Genomic DNA, 19,955 nt, shown 5'->3' with positions numbered 1-19,955 from the left:
ATTTATAATTTAAGTTTAAGCCAAGACGTCTCTTAAACTTTCATCTCTATCAAATCTCATTTTTGCATATGGACAAAGTGGGATAATTTTTAAGCCGTTCTCACGAGCGTAATCAACACCTGCCATTACAAGTTGTTTGGCATATCCTTTTCCACCAAACTTATCATTCACTTCTGTATGGTCAATAATAAACTTTTCTTTTCCAGCCCAAGTAAAAGTCATTTCACCTGCTTCTTCATTATTGTCATAGATAACAAAACGTCCCTTTTTGCCATTATCTTCAAGCACTATTTTTGTCATTTTATTTCGATTTAAGTGGTCTTAAGTATAGATTACTTATTATAATTTTTCTAACTCAGGAACTCTAAATTTCTCGATATCCCAATTAGCTTTTTTAGCTCCTGCTTGATAAGTAGACTCTAGAAAGTCAAGTAAATCTTTTCTTGGGTTTTCTGATTTCAACAAGGCTCCATACTTTAGAAGTGCCATAGGACTGCCATTGCTTTCAATCCATTCGGCAGATTTAGGTGATATTTCTTCCTTGTCAATTCCTTCAGGGGAAGGATAAGTATAAGAGTAAAATGCAGGTTCTGGAACATTTTCGTCGCCTGCCCAAAAGCCAAAGCTTATACATTCATGCGAATAGGCATCTTTATCAGATAATCTCGCTTCCGAAGGCATAGGAGGTGCTTCATTTCCATTAAACCTAGTAACTACCAAATCGAAGGAATGCCAATAAAGCTGAACAGGACAAGATTTGCCATAAAAACGGCCACTAAATTCTTTAAACACATTACCTATCCATAACATTGATCTCCATAAATCTTTAGTGTACTTTTTATCGTAGTGATGGTATTCCGTAATCTTTGAGAATGGTTTATCAATATTTAAATCAAAAGGCTTATCTACTATAGAAACTGCTATGTTGAGTTTATTAAGTATCTCCTTTATATTTTTATAAAAATCTGCTACTGTAAGTTTGTCGTTTAAAGGGAAGTGTTCATAATCTCCTTGGCTTGTGTTAACCTCTAATTGATGATTTTGAACATTAATTGATATATCAAATTGATCTGCTCCTAAATTGTAAGGAATAGGACCCGTTGTAAATCCACGAGTTTCTACATATTCTGTAATATACCACCAGTGATTTTTTCTGGGAGTCATTTTTAAACGAATTTTACCAATAATTTGTAAAAACAGATGTAAGGTCATCTTCTTTTGCTCATTCTCCTTATATGAAAGACTAGGTAATTGAATTTGATTTTTCATGCTGTTTATTTTAGATTAGAATTCAAAAAACTATGAAAATAGCTTTTGAAGCATTAATTAGTTTTTTGAAGAAAATTAAAAGTCTATCAAGTTACTAAATTTCTTGCTTTTTGTTGTGGCAATTACAGGATGGTTAGCGAATTATAACATATAATTAATACTTTAGAACTATTGGTTAATTGAAATTACTAGGCGTTTTCCTGAATCTATTTTCTGTTCCCATAAACGCTCTATGTCTTTAATATCACCTTGAACCAATTCAATTTTTAGCTTGCCATCTGCAGCTAACTGGAACATTTCTGGAAGAACTTCTTTATGAAAACCTTCTAAATCTGTTTTTGAAAGGCTTCCAAATCCTGACCCTAAAATTTCAATAGCTGAACTTCTTAAAATACCTGAAGCTAAATTTATATTTTCTCCCGCCATCGAACCTACAGTTACAATTCGCGTTTTGTGTGTGAAATTGTTAAGTCCACCACCTTTTAAAGCAGTAATTATTAATTCTATTGGCTTTCCCCATAGATAATCAATAACTAAATCGATTGGAGTTTCTTTATGGATATTTTGAATTTTGGCAATAAAGGCTGAATCCTCTTGCTTTAAGCTTACGGTTTTATCAGCTCCTAAGCGCTTTGTTTTTTCTAAATTCTCAGGATTTCGTCCTGTGGAAATGATGGTTTTGGCTCCGTAGTACTTAGCAAGTTGAACTGCTAATTGTCCCGTTACCCCTGTAGCGCCATTTATAAGCACAGTATATCCAGGCTTTATTTCTCCTCTAACTTTTAGCGCCATAGCACCTCCCAACACAGCATTTGGTAATGCCGCTGCTGTATTAAAGTCGAGGTTTTCGGGAATTAATGTATAGCTGTTTTTATTAATTAAGGCTTTTTCAGCAATCATCCCAGTTATACCCTGTGCATAAACTCGAGTGCTATCTTGTAAAAACCCAACGCCATCCATTCCAACTATAGCAGGCATTTCTTTATGACTAGCGTAGTGTTCGCCGCTAGCTCGAATTTTGTCCAGGTTTTTTACAGCTGCCGCTTTTACTTCCAATAATAACTGCTCGTCATTTTCTATTTTGGGATTTGGAAAATCCTTATACTTAGGGGTATCTCCTAAACTCTCTATTATAGCTGCTTTCATTTTTTTTTGGTTTTGAGGTTTTTAAAATATTTATTTTAGAAAATGAAGATTAAACTAGTCTTCTAAATATCCAAACTTACCAAGGTTAAAATCGTTGAAAGCTTGAATCAATTCTTCTCTAGTATTCATTACAAACGGACCTTGTGCTGCAATCGGTTCGTTTATTGGTTCGCCACTTAAAACTAATACTAATGCATCATCTGTAGCTTCAATTTCGAAGTTTTCTCCGTCATTTGCCATTAATGCAAAATGATTTGTTGGTGTTTTTTCTTCTCCATTTACTACTATATTACCTTCTAATACTAGCAAAGCAGTGTTGTAATGTGATGGAAAACTAAAATCTGCTTTTCCCCCTTTTTTCAGTCTTGCATTGAATAAATGAACTGGAGTAAAAGTAGATGCAGAACCTTTTGTGTCTTTAAATTCACCTGCAATTACTTCAATTACTCCTGCGTTATTTGGTAAATTATAACGGGCAATATCTTGATTTTTTATCGCTTGGTATTTTGGGTTAGATTTTTTGTCCTTTGCAGGTAAATTCACCCATAGTTGTACCATCTGAAATTCACCGCCTTTTTTACTCCATTCTTCTTCGTGATATTCCTTGTGTAATACTCCATTAGCTGCGGTCATCCACTGTACATCTCCTTCCCCAATTACACCGCCACCGCCACTGCTATCGTGATGTGCAACTTTACCTTTATACGCTATAGTTACAGTTTCAAAGCCTTTATGTGGATGCACACCAACACCTCTTGGTTTATCGGACGGAGGGAAATTATAAGGTGAATTGTAATCCAACATTATAAATGGATTCATCCGATGCATGTCTAAACGAAAACCGCTAGGAATAAAATTATGTACGCGAAAACCATCGCCAACAAAATGCGGCTCTCTTGGGCTAGCTATAAATTCTACTGTTTTTGTTTTCATTATTTCCAGGTTTTAAATTAAATAAATAAAGGTCGGTACAAAGTTTCAGATCGAATAATCGATTTTGAAGCATTAATCTACCGACCTTTAGGATAAAAACTAAAGTATTTTTATTATTGTTTGATAAACTGAAGGTTAGCGATTAATTTTACTTTATCACTCACTACAATATTACCGGCTTCAGTAACTGCACTCCAGCTTAAGTTGAAGTCCTTACGGTTTATTGTTCCTGTAGCCTCTAATCCAGCTTTAGTTTGTCCGTACGGGTCTTCAGCTATACCATTAAAGTCTACGTCAAGAGTGATTTCTTTGGTTGTATCTCTAATAGTTAGGTCGCCAACCATTTTATCACCGTCAAATGACTTAGATTTAAATGTAAGTTGTGGGAATTGCTCCGCATTAAAAAAATCATCCGACTTTAAATGCGTGTCTCTATCTTCATTTTTAGTGCTAATTGAATCAACTTTTGCATTAAAAGCGAATTCTGCATTTTTAAAAGAATCATCTTCTGTTTCTGCAGTAGCATCAAATTCGCTAAAACTTCCAGTTACAGTTGAAATCATCATGTGTTTTACTTTGAATTCGATTTCAGAGTGAGTCGGGTCTAATTTCCAGTTTGTTTTCATCATTATATATTTTTTTATGTTAAACGTAATTATTTGAGACAAAATTACGGTTCATAATTCTACTGTGCATTGATGTATGTTAAGAAGTGATATATCATTCTTGTTTTAAATAATTAAAGCTTAGTAGATTATAGCGCGAATACCACTGAAAAACTACTAGGTGAGACCGAAATTATCATAATGTGAGAAATTTATTTAAAATCGTCATTAAGAAAATTCTTATCAAAATTTATTTCAGCACTTAGTTTTTAGGACTAAGCTCTTTGTGTGTTGATTGTCAATTTGTTATGATTGTTTTTTGATTTCGCTTTCTCATTTTTCATCGCTATCTTTAAGGTGTTAAATACAGTATTATGGAGGAAAATCATTCATTTTCTATAAAAAACTGGAACGAAGACGATCGCCCTCGTGAGAAGTTGTTGTTGAAAGGTAGAATTGCACTAAGCGATGCAGAGCTTATTGCAATATTAATTGGATCGGGTAGCCGAAACGAAAGTGCTGTGTCTTTAAGTCAGCGGATACTTGCTTCGGTAAATAATAATTTAAGTGAACTAGGAAGACTTTCGATATCCGATTTAACGGAGTTTAAAGGTATAGGTGAGGCTAAAGCGGTTTCAATTACTGCTGCAATGGAATTGGGTAGACGTAGAAGAACAGGTGAAGCATTGGAAAGAAAAAAGATTACTTCAAGTAAATCAGTTTTTGAGTATGTTCAACCAATAATTGGGGATCTTCCTCACGAGGAGTTTTGGATTCTTTACTTAAATAATTCAAACAAAATAATAAAAAGCGTTCAATTAAGTAAGGGTGGAATTACAGGTACTGTGGTTGATATTCGTTTAGCTTTTAAGGAAGCACTGCAAATAGGAGCTGTAGGAATAATTATGGCTCATAATCATCCTTCGGGCACTTTAAAACCAAGTCAAGCAGATATACAATTAACAAAAAAACTCAAAGTTGCTGGAGAAAGCTTAGACATTAAGGTCCTAGATCACCTTATAATTACTGAAAAAGCGTATTTTAGCTTTGCCGATGAAAATATGCTTTAACGCGCTATGTTGTTAATCTACACTCAAAAAGTTACTCCTAGAATTTCCTATATATTCAAGCATATATGTTTGCGGATATTAGGTATCGATATTGCGTTTACTTCAGGTATTGAAGAATTTATTGCACATCAAGGCCCTAAAATTTCATATGGGAAAAAACCAATGGGGAATGAGCTTTTTTTCCAAAGTCACGGACTATTAGAACAACAAGGGATTGAAGCTACCGATATTACGGTTAAGAAGTGGGATGATACTTTTGGGTTTTTTGCAGTCTCGAACATTAGTTCTTTACCCTTTGATATTTTTTCGGCTAGTTTTTATATGATTACTCGCTATGAAGAATACCTCCCCCATGTAAAAGATGAATTAGGACGTTTCATGGCCTCGGAAAGTTTGGCGTATAAAGAAGGTTTTTTGCAACAACCAATTGTCGATATCTGGGCATATAAATTTAAAGAACAACTTTTGGAGGCTTTTCCAAAAATGGAGTTCCCCGAAAAGAAAATTGTTATTCACCCTGTAATTGAAGCGTCACAAACATTTGCCTATAAACAAAAAGGTTTATTCCGAACAGTTGTGGGGTATTTAGATAGTTTTTTTCGAGCAAAATTTAGAGATGTCATTTTACGAACCCAAGTAATTTTAGGGTTTAAGCGAGATCCTTTAGATACTTTTAAGTGGATGGTGAATAAATCTACGCGAAGTAATTTTAAACTTACAGTTTTTTTTATGCTAGGAGACGCTTTGTCTTTTAACGAAAGTATGAACACGCATCGGCAAAAGTTTAAGATGCTTATAAAATATGTTTCAGACTATAAGGAGGTGGGTTTAATGTTTTCGTTCAATGCGTTGGGTAATTATGAAATGTTGAAAGATGAAAAAAGAAGGATGCAAGAAATTACAAATCGCTCACTTACTAGTTCGATGAATTCGGAGTATCTTGTAAATCTTCCTGATTTATATAGATACTTAGTAGAGCTCGAAATAAAACGAGATTTCACTATGGTTTTTCGTGACGCTGTTGGGTTTAGAGCAGGGACTTGCACCCCTTTTCTTTTTTATGATTTGGATTATGAAATTAAAACTCCGTTAATTATTCATCCGTCAGCAATGACTACATTGGCATTTAACAAGAAATACGCTTCAGATATTGATAAAACAGTATCTACAATGCTTAAAGCGGTTGATGACGTTAATGGAACTTTTACAATGACTTTCTCTAACAAAGACTTTTCTGCCTTAGATAATCAAAAGGTATGGAGAAAAATATTTTCAGAAAAACTACAGGAATATGCTCAATAAGAAAATAACGGATGTATTTTTTGACCTCGACCACACACTTTGGGATTTCGATAAAAACTCTGGATTGGCATTCCAACGCGTTTTTAGAAAGCATGAAATAGACATTCCACTTTCCGATTTTTTAAAAGTTTACGAACCAATTAATCTTGAGTATTGGAGAATGTTTCGTGAAGAACGCGTAACAAAACAAGAACTTAGAAGAGGTAGATTGTCAAAAACATTTGATGTATTAGCATTCGATTATACTATAGATTTAATAGATTCACTCGCGAATAGTTATATAGATGAGTTGCCTGGAGATAATTATTTGTTTAGCAATACCTTTGAAACCTTAGATTATCTATCAGGAAAATATAGACTTCATATTATAACCAATGGTTTTGAAGAGGTTCAACGTAAAAAAATAGATAATAGCGGTTTAAAAAAATACTTCCTAACTATAACTACATCGGAGGAGGTTGGATTAAAAAAGCCTCATCCAACTGTTTTTTATACCGCCATGGAAAAAGCTTCTGTTACTCCCGACAAAAGCATAATGATTGGAGATAGTTTTGAAGCCGATATCCTAGGAGCTCAAAATGCTGGGATGCACACATTGTTTTATAACTATCGAAATGAAGCAGTGAAAAAACCTTTTATTGCCGTTAAGGAACTATCTGAAATTAAGGACTATCTCTAGTAATAATTTAATTTTTAAGGCGTTATGCATAAGTAACCTAAAGAAACTTATGATAAGAACGCTAGTAATATCGATTTCCAGTCTTTTTTTATGCCTTTTTTTTACGGCGTGCGTTAGAGATACCGATTTCGATCAAGCTGAAGATATTTCATTATCTCCAATAATGGAATTGGATTTAATCTATTTCAATCTGCAGGCAAGCGACTTTTATGATACAATTAATGGTACACCCATTCTTACATTGCGGGATACAACCGAAATTAAATTTTTGGACGATAGCACTTTACAAGAGAGTTTAAAACGCGCTGATTTTTATTTCAAATTTACAAATTCTATTCCGCGAAGTTTTCAAGTTGACTTTGAGTTTTTAAGTGAAGAAAACAATATTACCTATGAAACAGGGACTGCCGTAGAGCAAGGAGAAGTTTCAACGCCTGTAATTACTGAATTCACACATATTGTTGAGGGGGAGGCTATATCGCAACTTACATTAGCTAATAAGGTTGTTGTTTCAGTAACTATTCCATCTTCTAACGAAAACCTACAAGGAACGCTTAATATGAAATCCAAAACCACATATTTTTTGGAATATTAATACTATGCGAAATTTTTTGACTGTAATGTTATTCCTAGTAGGAGTATTGGCTATTTCTCAAAATAAGCAAATACTCTATGGTTTTGATGATACCCCACAATCTCTAATGTTAAACCCTGGAAGTAAGGTAATTCACAAAAAACATTATGGTATTCCGTTGTTGTCCCAAATTCACATTAACGGTGGTTCTTCAGGAGTTTCGGTTTATGATATTTTCAAAAATGGCAATAATAATATTAATGATAGAATCACAAAAAAGATATTCGAAATGAAGAATACCGATTTCTTTACTGCTACTCAGCAATTAGAGTTGATAAACTTTGGATGGAGAGCAAAGAATGAAATATTTTTTTCTGGAGGAATCTATCAAGAATTCGATTTTATAAGTTACTTCCCTAAAGATTTAGCAATATTGGCATGGGAAGGCAACATTGATTATTTGGACTATAAATTTGATTTAGGTGAAGTTAGCACTACTGGCGATTTTATGACGGTTTATCATTTTGGAATGAATAAAAAGATTAATGAAAAGCTTACTGTTGGTGCTAGATTAAAGCTCTATTCGAGTATGTTTAGTTATCGGAGTGTAAATAATACTGGAACCTTTGTTACCCGACTTGGTGATGAAAATTCGGAAAATATTTATGAGCATACCGTAGAAAACGCCGATGTAAGCGTTGAAACTTCTGGTTATGCTTCCTTACGGGAGCTTGATGGTCCTAATGAAGTAATTAAAGAAGTTTTAGGTAGAGCCTTATTTGGTGGAAATATTGGGGTAGGAGTAGATTTGGGCTTTACATATGAGATTAACGATGCTTTTGTACTTACGGTTAGCGCCTTGGATGTAGGGGCGATTTTTCATAGAAAAGATGTAGAGAATTATCGTGCCCACGGAAATTATACCCTCGACGGAATTAATTTAATCTTTCCAGCATTAAGTGACGGTGAATCTACTTATCCTTATTATGACGATATTGAGGATGAATTTGAACGTGAAATTCCAATCGATACAATTCACAATAAATACACTCAGTTTAGACCTGTAAAAATTAATGCAGGCCTGAGTTTTGGTTTTGGAAGATTTTTTGCTTCAGACGATTGTGATTGCATGAATATGGATAAAGGTGTTTTACACAAACAGAATGTAGGAGTTCAATTTTATTCTATTTTTCGACCTAAAGGGCAACAGTTGGCAGGAACGCTCTATTACAAAAGAAGACTAAACGAGTTTATTTCAGCAAAAGCTACTTATACCGTAGATTCTTATTCTTTTTCAAACGTAGGTTTAGGAGTTTCTGCTGATGTTGGGTCGGTAAATTTTTATGTGGCTGCCGACAACCTTCTTAAATACGGTAATTTGGCAAAGGCAAAAAGTGTATCTTTACAGCTAGGTTTCAACATTATTATTGACGATTAATGACAAGAATATTATTTTTTTTAGCAACATTATTTTTAAGTGTTTCAGTGAATTCTCAGAACAAAACACTGAGCGATTACAGTTATGTAATAGTGCCAGAGCAATTCGATTTTTTAAACGGAAAGGATTTGTATAAATTGAATTCTATGACAGAATTCTATTTAGAAAAAAATGGATTTAATGCATATATGGCAAATCTTGCTCCAAATGCAAATCGTTGCGATGGTCTTTTTGCTGATGTTGAAAAATTAAAAAGTATAATTGGCATTAAACTCCAGGTAGTTTTGAGAGATTGTAATGGGGAAGAGGTTTTTAGAACTCATGAAGGGAGAACTAAGTTTAAACAATACGACAAAGCATATCAAGATGCATTAAGAAAAGCGTTTAATAGTTTTAATTCGCTTCGCGTTAAGCAAAAAGATGTAGTTCTTTTGAGTGAAAAATCTGCAGTTAATAGAGAAGTTGTTACTATTAATAAAATACAAGCAGAGGAGGTAGTATCATCTACAGTAAAGGAGAATACAAATACTACAAAAGAGATTTACATCCCAGATGCTAAGTTTTCAAACTATACTTATTTAGGGAAAACCTTCTTGCTACGTAAAACTGATAAAGGTTTTTCACTTTATGAAGAATCTAATAAAGCTAGTGATGGACTACTTTTAAGAGGTACTTTAGTTATAAACAACAATCATTTAGAATATACTGATACTTCAGGTGTAACCGGAAAGGCGGCCTTTGATGCTTCTGGTGATCTTAAAATTAACGATGGAGCTTATTTAAAAGTTTATAAACTTCAAAATTAAAAGTCGTATTTGTCCTTCCAAAGATGTTTTAAATACGTTTTAAGTGAGTTTTCTTTTGCATTATTTCCAGGTTTATAAAAGGTAGTGCCTTTTATTTCTTCAGGTAAAAACTCGTGAGGCACAAAATTGCCTTCATAATTGTGTGCATATTCATATTCCTTGCCATAGCCTAATTGCTTCATAAGCTTTGTTGGAGCGTTTCTAATGGATAAAGGGACAGATAAGTCGCCAGTTTGTCTAACCAAACTCTGCGCTTCACCTATAGCTTTATATGATGCGTTGCTCTTTGCAGAGGTAGCTAGATAGATGGCACATTGACTTAAAATAATTCGAGCTTCAGGATAGCCAATTAAATTAACTGCTTGAAAAGTACTGTTTGCAAGGAGTAATGCGTTTGGGTTTGCCAAACCAATATCTTCGGATGCTAAAATTACCATCCTTCTAGCTATAAATTTTATGTCTTCTCCACCTTCAATCATTCTCGCCAGCCAATAAACTGCTGCATTAGGGTCGCTTCCTCTAATTGATTTTATAAATGCCGAAATAATATCGTAATGCTGCTCGCCAGTTTTGTCGTAAAGCACGGTGTTTTTTTGTGCCTTTTGCATAACTATATGGTTGGTAATTGTAATCTTATCGGTGTTTTCTGATAGAACAACAAGCTCTAAAATGTTTAAAAGTTTTCGTGCATCTCCGCCAGAAAGTCTTATTAAAGCTTCAGTTTCTTGTAGTTTTATGTCTTTCTTTGAAAGAATTTCATCTTCTTCTAAAGCTCTTTTTAGAAGCGCTTCCATGTCATCACGGCTAAAAGATTCTAAAATGTAAACCTGACATCTAGACAATAATGCAGGAATTACCTCAAAACTTGGATTTTCTGTTGTAGCACCAATAAGTGTTATCCATCCTTTTTCTACGGCGCCTAACAGTGAATCTTGCTGCGACTTGCTAAAGCGATGAATCTCATCGATAAAAAGAATTGGATTTTTTGTAGAAAATAAATTATCGCTTTTTTTTGCTTTTTCAATTACTTCACGAACTGCAGCTACACCACTGTCTATAGCGCTTAATGTATAGAAAGGCCTATCTGTATAATTGGCAATAATATTGGCTAAGGTAGTTTTTCCAGTTCCTGGAGGACCCCAAAAAAGCATCGATGGAATCATTCCTGTGCTTAATTGCGAAGTTAATGATCCCTTTGGACCAACTAAGTGTTGTTGGCTTAAATATCCTTCGAGAGTTGTGGGGCGTATTCGTTCTGCAAGTGGTGCGTTCATAGACTTCAAAATTACAATTTTATACTATCGGATTCACTGACATTATATCATAAATTTATTTTGGGATTGTTTTTTGTAACTTACTTCTTAATTATGGAAAACACTAATCAATTAAAATTTACGCCCGATGTTTTTGGTTATCCATTACTGTTTGTAATGTCGATATGGATTGTATTTTGGTTTGAATCTCGCTTTGGAGTAAACTTTAATAAATTTGGTGTATATCCAAGAAATATTGAGGGCCTAAGAGGCATCGTATTTAGTCCGTTTATTCACGGAAGTTTAAAGCACCTGTTTAACAATTCCATTCCATTGTTTGTTCTATCTTCAGCTTTGTTTTACTTCTATAGAAATATCCGGTGGAAGGTTTTAATATTTGGGCTTTTATTGACAGGTTTTGCTACTTGGGTAATAGGGAGAGAATCGCTTCATATTGGAGCCAGTGGGGTTGTTTATATGTTAGCTGCGTTTCTATTTTTCAAAGGAATCTTCTCTAAACAATTTCAGCTAACTGCTTTAGCTCTAGCCGTGGTTTTTCTATATGGTGGATTGTTGTGGTATGTATTTCCGGTAAATCCTGAAATCTCGTGGGAAGGACATCTATCAGGTTTTTTAGTAGGTCTTGTTTTTTCCTTTATTTTTAAAACAAATCCCATTCAGAATAAAAAATATGAATGGGAAAAAGAGGATTATAATCCCGATGACGATCCATTTTTAAAACAATTTGATGAAAATGGAAATTTTATTGAACTGCCTAAAGAGGTTATTGAAGAGCCTGTAGAAAATGAAAAACCCGTTGAGCAAATTACCAAACGGGTTAAAATTGTTTATACGTTTAAAAAGAATTCGGATAGCATTAGTGACGACAAAATATCAAGGGAACACTAAAACTATATTAGGTTAAATTTATATTATAGTCTTTGGCGCACCACTTCATATAAAAATGCTCCACAAGCTACGGAAACATTTAAGGAATTAATCTCTCCAAGTAGTGGGAGGGAAGCGCGTTCGTCTACTAGGGTTAATACAGATTTAGAAACTCCTTTTCCTTCAGAACCCATTACAATAGCTAAGGGCTTTTTTAAATCCAAGCTATAAACTTCAGAATCAGTTTTTTCAGTTGCGGCAATGGTGGAAATTCCTGAACCTTGTAGGTAAAAGATTGCATCTTTAATATGATCTACTTTACAAATAGGTATTTTAAATATTGCTCCAGCAGAAGTTTTTACGGTATCCCCAGAAACTGGTGCACCTCCTGATTTTTGAATTATAACGGCATCTACACCTGTACATTCTGCAGTACGTAAAATTGCTCCAAAATTTCTAACATCAGTTATTTGATCTAAGATTAGAAATAGGGGAGTTTTATTGCTTTCCAATGTTTTCTCCACAACACTTTCTAAACTGTGAAATCCGACAGGAGATGTTACTGCCACAATCCCTTGATGATTACCACGAGTTAATCTATTCAACTTTTCAAAAGGAACTATATTTATTGTAACATTCGCCTTTTCAAGATCTTTTATTAGCCCTTCAATTTTATCGCTATCAATTCCTTTTTGAATAAATACTTTATCAAAATTAACATTAGATGATAAAGCTTCTTTAACTGGATATATACCGAAAATAGTATTGTTCTTATCGCTCATTGAGTTCTTAGTATTATTTTTTTAGCTTATGGTAAAATTAGATAAATTAACTGACAAACTGATGCTTGTGATTTTAAATTCAAAAACACTTGTGTGGCATAGTTAATATATTGATATAGTTATAGCTGTATAAAAAAAACACCCTTTGGAAACTCCAAAGGGTGTTTAATATAATTCAAGGTTTGTACTAACCTATTTGTTCTTAGTTTTTAAGACCAATTAGTACTTGACCTCCAGTTACATAACCTTCACCTTCTTGTACTGCAAGAATAAAGAAAGTTCTGTCGTCTGGTGAAATTGAGTTGTCAATAGCAGTAACAGTAACTTCAATTTCTCTAACTCCAGCTGGAATAGTAACTGAACTTGGGTATTCGTAGTTATCTGTTGCCGTTGGGAATTCATCAGCAGGAAGATCTACTAATGTAAAAGTTCTGTCTGCGTTAGAAACATCAGATACGTACAATGTTACTGTACCTTCTTTAGTTCCACCTTCTGGTACTCTGTTAATGTTACTAGAATTTTTAGTAAAACCTACAACAGTTGCCTCAGAGTCGTAATCTTCATAAGTTTCACAAGATACTAATAGTACCGCTGTAAATAAAAATGCGATTATTGTTTTAATATTTTTCATTTGTATTGGTATTTAAAAATTAGTAACCAGGATTCTGAATTAAGTTTGGATTTAAGTCCATGGCAGTTTGATATATTGGCATTTGGAATTTATTACTTCCAGCAGCTAAGTTCAATACATCAGATGGAGCTCCTGAACCATCAGCTAAATCACCAAAACTTTCACGGTCTACACCAAGACCCCAACGCTTAATGTCGAAGAATCTATGAGATTCGAATGCAAATTCTAATCTACGCTCTAAACGGATAGCATCTCTAAGAGCAGTTCCTGTTTCTCCACTTGGAGGCGTTGTGTAGCGATTAGTTCTTACTAAATCTAAAGCAGTTCTCGCTGGTCCTTCTTGTCCTAAGTTAAATAAAGCTTCTGCTTTGTTTAATATAGCTTCTTCAGCTCTTAAGATTTTGATGTCTACTTGCCCTTGAGTTCCACCTGGTCTTCCAAAGTATTTGTAGATTACGTTAAAGTCACTTCCACTTTTAGATCCTTCTGCAAGGTAAGCCTCTTTACGGATATCGTCGTTACTATATAATTGGAATAATTCGTAAGAAACTACGTATTCTGGAGTAATAGAATTTAATCCTCCTTGGCTCCACATTACACCAATAGTATTAGAAAGTACTGGTGGCTCGATTGGAATGTGGAATAATAATCCACTTTCGTTTTCGTCTGTCCATATCCCAGGAACATCTGCTCTAGGTGCTACTGAAGCAGTAACTCTGTTTGCTGCGTTAACAGACTCTTGCCATTTTCCCATGTATAAGTAAACTCTAGAAAGAAGAGTGTTTACTGCATCTTTACCCATACGGCCTTCCCCGTTAGTGTCATTGATGTTTGCAGCAGCTTCTTCTAAGTCAGCAACAATCTGATCGTATACAAAACCTACAGTTTCACGTGCTGGAGTTGCGTTTGGTTCTGGTTCAGTTAGATAAGGAACTCCTAAGCTTCCATTAGCATCACCTGATTGGGTTGGTATTTTTCCGAAGAATCTTACTAAGTCAAAGTAAGCAAGTGCTCTTAAAGCCTTTGCTTCCGCAACGAAGTTCGCTTTGCTCTCACCTTCAAAGCCTACAGCCTTATCTAATAAAGTGTTAGCTCTAAAGATTAAGGTGTAAGCATTGGAATACAATCCAGACATCGCTGGTTGTGACGCTTCATATCTAAAGTTATGGTTATTCGCTCTAGATTGACGTCCAATCTGTGCTAAAGTAACGTTGTCTGAAAGTACATCTGGCATGTCTAGCATACCACCTGCATCACTTCCACCATAAAACGTTCCAGCGGTAAGTGTTGAGTAGATACCTCTTACGGCATTTTCAAAATCTCTTGCACTTGTATAGGCATTTTCAGTTCCAAATTCGTCAAAAGGAATCTGCTCTAGTTTGTCATCGCAAGAAGTTAAACTTCCTACAACTAAAACAAAAACTGCTATTTTATAAATTAATTTTTTCATTTTTTGCTATTGTTTTTTTAAAATTAGAAACTTACGTCTATCCCTAACTGGTATGACTTAGTGTTTGGGTAACTGTATAATGTAACCTCTCCTGGAGCAACAGTATTCGCGTATGAGATAGTTTCACCAGATGAAATACCTACTTCAGGATCTCCCCAGAATTTAGAGAATGTCAATAAGTTTTGTCCTTGAGCATAAATTCTTAAACTACTGATAGGAGTCTTATCTAAGAATCTATTAGGGAATGTATAAGATAGAGTAATGTTTCTCATTCTTATATAATCACCTTTCTCTAAGTATTGGTCAGAGTCAACAGCTGCGTCAGTGTTAGCGTAACGTGGGCTAGGCAGTACATCGGTATCACCTGGTTTTTTCCAGTAGTTAAACGCACTTGTAGATCTGTTAGAGTCAATGTCGGTTGGATCTTCACGTTGTGCTCTTACAATGTTATTAATCCAGTTTCCGTATTTGAAGATGAAATCAGCACGTAGTCCGAAACCTTTGTAGTTTAAGTCAGTAAAGAAACCACCTTCTTTGTCAGCCATTGTAGATTTACCTTGTAACACACGGTTTTCACCTTCTGGAAGGTTGTTAGCAGTGTATTTTTGATCGTCTGCACCGTAGTAAAGCGCTTGTCCAGTTTGTGGATCAACTCCTGCGTATCTTACTAAGTAGTGCTCGTTAATTTTAGCACCTTCTCTAAATAAAATGCTAAATGCATTAGCAGGAGAAATATCTTGCCCGTCAGGTAAAGAAACGATTTCGTTGTCTAAGAAGATAATGTTACCTCCTAAAGTCCATTTAAAATCATTATTACGTACGATGTCCCCTTGTAGTGCAACTTCAAGACCTTTGTTTTGAATCTCCCCTAAGTTACCTGGAATAGAACCAACACCAGACTCCCATGCTTTAGGAATGCTGAATAATAATTCAGTAGTGTTTCTAATAAAGTAGTCAGATACAAAACGTAAACGCTTGTTAAACATGTTTAACTCTAACCCAAAGTTGATTGTTTCAGTTGTTTCCCACTGAATTTCTGGGTTTGCAATTTGACTTGGAAGCGTTGATGAACCTCCAGGGTAAGAACCGAAAGTTACTGTACCTTGAGATGCATAATTAGGAATTCCTAATCTGTTACCAACTGTTCCGTAAGCTGCTCTTATTTTAAGGTCGTCGATAGACTCTACAGAGAAGAAGTTCTCTTTGGCTATGTTCCACCCAAGACTTCCACTATAGAAAGTACCGTATTTTACATCACTACCAAAACTTGAAGATCCGTCTCTACGTACTGTAGCACCCACTAAATAACGCTCATCGTAATCATACTCGGCAAAAGCTCCGTAAGATACTAGCGTTAATCTTTGTCTACTAGTGTAACCGTCATCCAAAGTAGATGCGTTAGCTTGAGTAGTTAATAATGGAGAAGGGAAACCTTTACTTCTTACAAACTGACGGTTAAACTCGTACATGTTGTATTCGTATAATCCCATGATGTTAAAATCGTGGTTGTTTCTATTGAAGTGATAGTTTAATCTATTACTTACAGTAAGGTCAACACGGTGTTGTTGATCGTCAAACTTGTTACCTGTAGGGTTATCAGCACCTTCTAAGATAACGTCTAGAATACCTCCTGGCATTGAGTAGCTCTCTCTTCTTTTTGCGTTCCAGTTAGCTGCAACTGCAAAAGTGTAGCTCCAGTTCTTGTTAAAGGTAACTGTTGCATCTACACTACCAAGTAATGTGTTAGTAATATCCTCAGAAGGCTCAGTTAATAAAGCTCCTCTTACTGGGAAACCACCACGCGTTGGGTTGTAAGTTGGGTTACCGTTGTCATCTAAAATAACAGCTCCATTTTCGTCTAATAAGAATTCAGTTTCGTATGGGTTGTAGTCCAACATTGCACGGAATGGGTTCTGAGCGTTGTTACGGTCACGTGGCTCATCACTCATAGAGCGAGAGTAACCTACGTTTACACCAACGTTTAACCATTCTTTTGCTTCAAAGTTTACGTTTAAACGTGAACCTAATCTTTCAAAACCATCAATTTGATCAATAATACCAGAGTTTCTGTCGTTTGTTACAGAGAAGTAGTAATCTACTTTTTCAGCACCACCAGAAATAGAAACACTATTATTTTGGATAATACCATCCTTAAGGATTAAGTCTTCCCAATCTGTCTCATTTTGTAATAAGAAATTTCTTTCTGGAGACCCAGGATTTGTTGCAACACCAGGTAGTGTTGAGTTACCAACACCCATAGCATACATTTGAGCTTCGAATGCCATCTTTTCAGTAGCGTTCATCATGTCGAAGTTTGGTGTAATTCTAGAAGTAGTACCATATCTAGAGCTAAAGCGAACTTTTGCTTCTCTATTTCTGTTACCGCTCTTTGTAGTAATTACAACTACTCCGTTAGCCCCTCTAGAACCATATCTAGCTGTAGTTGGAGCATCTTTAAGAATCGAAATATTTTCGATATCCTCTGGTGGGATACCTGCAAGATCTTGCTCTCTAATTGGCGCGCCATCCACTATGTATAATGGAGAAGATGCACCAGCAACAAGAGATCCTGTTCCACGAATACGAACGAAAGCTCCTTGTCCTGGCTTACCGTTAGCAGCAGTTACCTGCACCCCAGCGGCTTTACCTTGTAGCATATTATCTACGCTAGTAGTAGGTGCCATTTGAGAAAGTTCAGTTGCTGAAATAGATACAACAGCTGAAGTTTGCACAGTTTGGTTTCGAGTAGAATACCCAGTAACAACTACTTCTTCAAGGCTTGCACCTGGATTTAAAGTAACATTAATACTGTTTTGCGCTCCTACTTTAACTTCCTTGGTGTCAAAACCTACATAACTAAAGGTAAGCGTTTGACCCACATTAGCTGTGATGGAGTATAACCCATCAAAGTCTGATTGTGTTCCAGAGCTTGTACCCTTTATTATAACGTTTGCACCAGGCAATGGCAGACCTGTGTCGTCCGTCACCGTACCTGTAATAGTTTTTTGTTGTGCGAAGGTAAGCTGCACAACTAACGCTAGTAGTAGCGTTAAGATTCCACTAAACTTTGTTCTCATTTTTATAAATTATTTGAATTAGCCAACGGCAAAAATCACAATAAAAAGTTAATTACACAAGTATTTACTCCCAATTTTTAACTTTCCTTATCAAAGTGAATCCTTGTATTATAAGGATTTATTAAAATTTTGACGAAACACTGATGTGAATCTTAGTGTTTGAAAAATTAAAATCTTGGTTTTCGGTGTTCCCGTTTGCAACATTTAGTCTGAACAAACCGGTGTTGGTGTTGATGCCAAGCCCAAAACCAAAGCTGTATAGATTTTGTTTTAAAGTAAGAGATTGGTTTTCAAAATACCCTAAGTCTATAATGCTGTGTACAAATACTTCTTCATTGAATTGATATCTATATTCGGTGTTAATAATGGAAAAGAATGATGCGTCTATACTATTTTCATTAAATCCCCGGATGCTATTTATGCCTCCAAAACGGAAAAGTTCATTTGTTAGGTAGCTATCGCTAATTAAAATGTTAGTGGCGTTTTGTATAAATATCGAGTTTTTAAAGTTTAAATTAAAAATGTTGCTGATAAGTGCTTCAACACCTATTTGATCTTCATTGTTGTTGTTTTTTTTTCGATTCCCAATTCCTCCTTCTAAGGTGATTTTGCTTTTTATAGGGAAAAGCTTTTTGTTTTGGGTGGTTATGTAGGAAGCGCCAGCTATAAAGAAATTAGATTTAAAATCTTCAATAGGATTGCCAGCAATAGCCTCATCTAATAGATTACTAGAGTCGTAACTTTTGTATCCTATATATGTAGCCGATTGGGGGTTTATTTGATATGTAGTTCGTACTTGTTGCTCGGAGGTGATAAAAGTACTGTCTCTTTTAAAAATTTTTAGCTCTCCGCTTAGGCCAAAAGGCGATTGGAACAAGTAGGGGAGTGTGAGCTTTGTTCTAAAGCTCACTTGTTCTTCTCCATCAGCTTTGTAATTGATGAGTAATTGTTCGCCGTAATTCAAATTGTTGTTTAATTCAAGATTTAAAAACCCATTGAAGTTAAGTTTTTGCGTTTTCTCATCTGTAGCAAACCCAAGTATTCCATCAAATAAGTTGTTGTTTTGTTTTTCTAGATAGAAATACACAGTAGTTGAGTCTTTTCTAAAAAGTGCTTCGGGTGGTTTTGTGGATGAGGCAAAACCTAGATTGTTTAAATTGTCGTTTTGTTTAAGAAGTTTTACTTTGTTAAAAACTTTGCCCTTTTTTATCCCTGCATAGTGTTTTAAATATGAAACAGGAAATTTTTCATAGCCCTTTACTATAATAGAGTCGACTGTTCTTATTTCCTTGTTGTCTACAAAAAGAGATGCAGTGAGCAAATTGTTATCTTTAATTTGAAATTCTGTTAATCGTAAACGCGCAAAAGCATTTCCCTTTTGATTTCGTATGGCGGTTAGTTTGTTTAGAGAACTTGTTATGGCTTCAAAATTTACCGTAAAATAGGAATTTGTAATATTGTTTGAAATTCGTTGTAATTCTTTTCGGGTGAAATTTTCTTCAGAATAATATATTTTTATTTGATTGTATTTTCGTCCTAGACTAAAAGCTGCAACATAGCTACTATCGTTTTTCTTATTTATTTGAAGAAATTCACTTTCAATAAATCCCATTCGTTGAAGTTTCAGTGAAATTGTATCTGTTTCTTTTTCAATTTCTGAATAGTTTTTAAATGTTTTCGGAATTTGTAGCGAGTCAATAAGGTTTTGTGAAATAGATTTTTCAGTTTTTACAGAAAGTGTAAGCTCCTGGGCGTTTATTCCTAAGAACCAACAGGTATATATATTAAGGAGTAGAAATAGTGTGGTAGCTTGTTTCAAATTTTTAATCTAGTTTCTTTGTGTTTGAATAACTTTAGTTTTCTTTAGAAATTGTTATTTCTTTTATATCTGTATGTTGCTTTGTTGTACTACACATGAATAAAAACACTGCTAAGTGGGTATTTGTAGGCTTTACAATTAGGTAAGCAAAGTGTGTTTACTTATATTGAGTTTCTTTTTTTTATTGAATAACCTTAAACGTGATATGGTATTTAATTGTTGTTGAGTGATTT

General features: G+C 34.8%; 18 protein-coding genes. 7 read left to right on the top strand and 11 right to left on the bottom strand.

Features of this window, described 5'->3' with window-relative positions; all coding sequences use genetic code 11:
* Positions 1–15: 15 nt before the first annotated feature.
* The 5 genes from FHP04_RS07255 to FHP04_RS07235 form a co-directional block, all read right to left on the bottom strand.
* Positions 16–300, bottom strand: coding sequence for a GNAT family N-acetyltransferase (locus FHP04_RS07255; protein ID WP_139855428.1), 285 nt, complete (start codon positions 298–300; stop codon positions 16–18).
* A gap of 39 nt (positions 301–339) precedes the next feature.
* Positions 340–1,269 carry a DUF5996 family protein gene (locus FHP04_RS07250; protein WP_139855427.1) on the bottom strand — a complete coding sequence of 310 codons (930 nt, stop codon included), beginning with the start codon at positions 1,267–1,269 and terminating at the stop codon, positions 340–342.
* Between the two features lie 168 nt (positions 1,270–1,437).
* Entirely contained in the window at positions 1,438–2,415 is a 978-nt protein-coding gene (locus FHP04_RS07245; RefSeq protein WP_139855426.1) for a quinone oxidoreductase family protein, read from the bottom strand.
* A gap of 54 nt (positions 2,416–2,469) precedes the next feature.
* Complete coding sequence (locus FHP04_RS07240) at positions 2,470–3,348, bottom strand: pirin family protein (protein ID WP_139855425.1); 879 nt, start codon at positions 3,346–3,348, stop codon at positions 2,470–2,472.
* A gap of 113 nt (positions 3,349–3,461) precedes the next feature.
* Positions 3,462–3,974, bottom strand: coding sequence for a YceI family protein (locus FHP04_RS07235; RefSeq protein WP_139855485.1), 513 nt, complete (start codon positions 3,972–3,974; stop codon positions 3,462–3,464).
* Positions 3,975–4,327: 353 nt separating this feature from the next.
* On the opposite strand from FHP04_RS07235, the gene radC reads away from it, so the two are divergent.
* Genes radC through FHP04_RS07205 form a run of 6 tightly spaced genes read left to right on the top strand, consistent with a single transcriptional unit; the run spans position 4,328 to position 9,822 of the window.
* Positions 4,328–5,023 carry a RadC family protein gene (radC, locus tag FHP04_RS07230; RefSeq protein WP_139855424.1) on the top strand — a complete coding sequence of 232 codons (696 nt, stop codon included), beginning with the start codon at positions 4,328–4,330 and terminating at the stop codon, positions 5,021–5,023.
* Between the two features lie 6 nt (positions 5,024–5,029).
* Complete coding sequence (locus tag FHP04_RS07225) at positions 5,030–6,325, top strand: DUF7033 domain-containing protein (RefSeq protein ID WP_139855423.1); 1,296 nt, start codon at positions 5,030–5,032, stop codon at positions 6,323–6,325.
* A complete protein-coding gene (locus FHP04_RS07220) occupies positions 6,315–7,004 on the top strand; it encodes a YjjG family noncanonical pyrimidine nucleotidase (RefSeq protein WP_139855422.1) in 690 nt (229 codons plus the stop codon). The genes FHP04_RS07225 and FHP04_RS07220 overlap by 11 nt, the downstream gene beginning before the upstream one ends.
* 49 nt (positions 7,005–7,053) lie before the next feature.
* The gene (locus FHP04_RS07215) at positions 7,054–7,599 is read left to right on the top strand and encodes a hypothetical protein (protein WP_139855421.1); all 546 of its coding nucleotides are present in this window, start codon (positions 7,054–7,056) and stop codon (positions 7,597–7,599) included.
* 25 nt (positions 7,600–7,624) lie between these two features.
* Entirely contained in the window at positions 7,625–9,016 is a 1,392-nt protein-coding gene (locus tag FHP04_RS07210; protein ID WP_158319126.1) for a DUF5723 family protein, read from the top strand.
* A complete protein-coding gene (locus FHP04_RS07205) occupies positions 9,016–9,822 on the top strand; it encodes a hypothetical protein (protein ID WP_158319125.1) in 807 nt (268 codons plus the stop codon). The genes FHP04_RS07210 and FHP04_RS07205 overlap by 1 nt, the downstream gene beginning before the upstream one ends.
* Here FHP04_RS07205 and FHP04_RS07200 read toward each other — a convergent pair.
* Complete coding sequence (locus FHP04_RS07200) at positions 9,819–11,096, bottom strand: replication-associated recombination protein A (protein WP_139855418.1); 1,278 nt, start codon at positions 11,094–11,096, stop codon at positions 9,819–9,821. The two genes, FHP04_RS07205 and FHP04_RS07200, sit on opposite strands and share 4 nt — an antisense overlap.
* A 93-nt stretch (positions 11,097–11,189) precedes the next feature.
* On the opposite strand from FHP04_RS07200, the gene FHP04_RS07195 reads away from it, so the two are divergent.
* Positions 11,190–11,984, top strand: a complete 795-nt coding sequence (locus FHP04_RS07195; protein ID WP_139855417.1) for a rhomboid family intramembrane serine protease — start codon at positions 11,190–11,192, stop codon at positions 11,982–11,984.
* Between the two features lie 23 nt (positions 11,985–12,007).
* Here the strand turns inward: FHP04_RS07195 and rlmB are convergent, their stop codons facing one another.
* The 5 genes from rlmB to FHP04_RS07170 form a co-directional block, all read right to left on the bottom strand.
* Positions 12,008–12,745 (bottom strand): 23S rRNA (guanosine(2251)-2'-O)-methyltransferase RlmB, encoded by a 738-nt coding sequence (gene rlmB, locus FHP04_RS07190; RefSeq protein WP_139855416.1) that lies wholly within the window; start codon positions 12,743–12,745, stop codon positions 12,008–12,010.
* 202 nt (positions 12,746–12,947) lie between these two features.
* A complete protein-coding gene (locus FHP04_RS07185; protein WP_139855415.1) occupies positions 12,948–13,376 on the bottom strand; it encodes a hypothetical protein in 429 nt (142 codons plus the stop codon).
* 19 nt (positions 13,377–13,395) lie between these two features.
* Positions 13,396–14,826 carry a RagB/SusD family nutrient uptake outer membrane protein gene (locus FHP04_RS07180; protein ID WP_139855414.1) on the bottom strand — a complete coding sequence of 477 codons (1,431 nt, stop codon included), beginning with the start codon at positions 14,824–14,826 and terminating at the stop codon, positions 13,396–13,398.
* A 23-nt stretch (positions 14,827–14,849) separates the two neighbouring features.
* Entirely contained in the window at positions 14,850–17,903 is a 3,054-nt protein-coding gene (locus tag FHP04_RS07175) for a SusC/RagA family TonB-linked outer membrane protein (protein ID WP_139855413.1), read from the bottom strand.
* Positions 17,904–18,024: 121 nt separating this feature from the next.
* On the bottom strand, positions 18,025–19,722 hold the full coding sequence (locus tag FHP04_RS07170) for a POTRA domain-containing protein (RefSeq protein WP_139855412.1): 1,698 nt from the start codon (positions 19,720–19,722) through the stop codon (positions 18,025–18,027).
* Between the last annotated feature and the right edge of the window lie 233 nt (positions 19,723–19,955).

It is taken from the genome of Aequorivita sinensis, assembly GCF_006346335.1.
Taxonomy (GTDB): domain Bacteria; phylum Bacteroidota; class Bacteroidia; order Flavobacteriales; family Flavobacteriaceae; genus Aequorivita; species Aequorivita sinensis.
The sequence above is the reverse complement of the archived record's forward strand: the minus strand, read 5'-3'. Positions and strand labels throughout refer to the sequence as shown.

Excerpts from the sequence above, each read along its gene's own strand:
- FHP04_RS07255 (WP_139855428.1), bottom strand. The coding sequence starts at position 300 with ATGACAAAAATAGTGCTTGAAGATAATGGCAAAAAGGGACGTTTTGTT.
- FHP04_RS07250 (WP_139855427.1), bottom strand. The coding sequence starts at position 1,269 with ATGAAAAATCAAATTCAATTACCTAGTCTTTCATATAAGGAGAATGAG.
- FHP04_RS07245 (WP_139855426.1), bottom strand. The coding sequence starts at position 2,415 with ATGAAAGCAGCTATAATAGAGAGTTTAGGAGATACCCCTAAGTATAAG.
- FHP04_RS07240 (WP_139855425.1), bottom strand. The coding sequence starts at position 3,348 with ATGAAAACAAAAACAGTAGAATTTATAGCTAGCCCAAGAGAGCCGCAT.
- FHP04_RS07235 (WP_139855485.1), bottom strand. The coding sequence starts at position 3,974 with ATGAAAACAAACTGGAAATTAGACCCGACTCACTCTGAAATCGAATTC.
- radC (WP_139855424.1), top strand. The coding sequence starts at position 4,328 with ATGGAGGAAAATCATTCATTTTCTATAAAAAACTGGAACGAAGACGAT.
- FHP04_RS07225 (WP_139855423.1), top strand. The coding sequence starts at position 5,030 with ATGTTGTTAATCTACACTCAAAAAGTTACTCCTAGAATTTCCTATATA.
- FHP04_RS07220 (WP_139855422.1), top strand. The coding sequence starts at position 6,315 with ATGCTCAATAAGAAAATAACGGATGTATTTTTTGACCTCGACCACACA.
- FHP04_RS07215 (WP_139855421.1), top strand. The coding sequence starts at position 7,054 with ATGATAAGAACGCTAGTAATATCGATTTCCAGTCTTTTTTTATGCCTT.
- FHP04_RS07210 (WP_158319126.1), top strand. The coding sequence starts at position 7,625 with ATGTTATTCCTAGTAGGAGTATTGGCTATTTCTCAAAATAAGCAAATA.
- FHP04_RS07205 (WP_158319125.1), top strand. The coding sequence starts at position 9,016 with ATGACAAGAATATTATTTTTTTTAGCAACATTATTTTTAAGTGTTTCA.
- FHP04_RS07200 (WP_139855418.1), bottom strand. The coding sequence starts at position 11,096 with ATGAACGCACCACTTGCAGAACGAATACGCCCCACAACTCTCGAAGGA.
- FHP04_RS07195 (WP_139855417.1), top strand. The coding sequence starts at position 11,190 with ATGGAAAACACTAATCAATTAAAATTTACGCCCGATGTTTTTGGTTAT.
- rlmB (WP_139855416.1), bottom strand. The coding sequence starts at position 12,745 with ATGAGCGATAAGAACAATACTATTTTCGGTATATATCCAGTTAAAGAA.
- FHP04_RS07185 (WP_139855415.1), bottom strand. The coding sequence starts at position 13,376 with ATGAAAAATATTAAAACAATAATCGCATTTTTATTTACAGCGGTACTA.
- FHP04_RS07180 (WP_139855414.1), bottom strand. The coding sequence starts at position 14,826 with ATGAAAAAATTAATTTATAAAATAGCAGTTTTTGTTTTAGTTGTAGGA.
- FHP04_RS07175 (WP_139855413.1), bottom strand. The coding sequence starts at position 17,903 with ATGAGAACAAAGTTTAGTGGAATCTTAACGCTACTACTAGCGTTAGTT.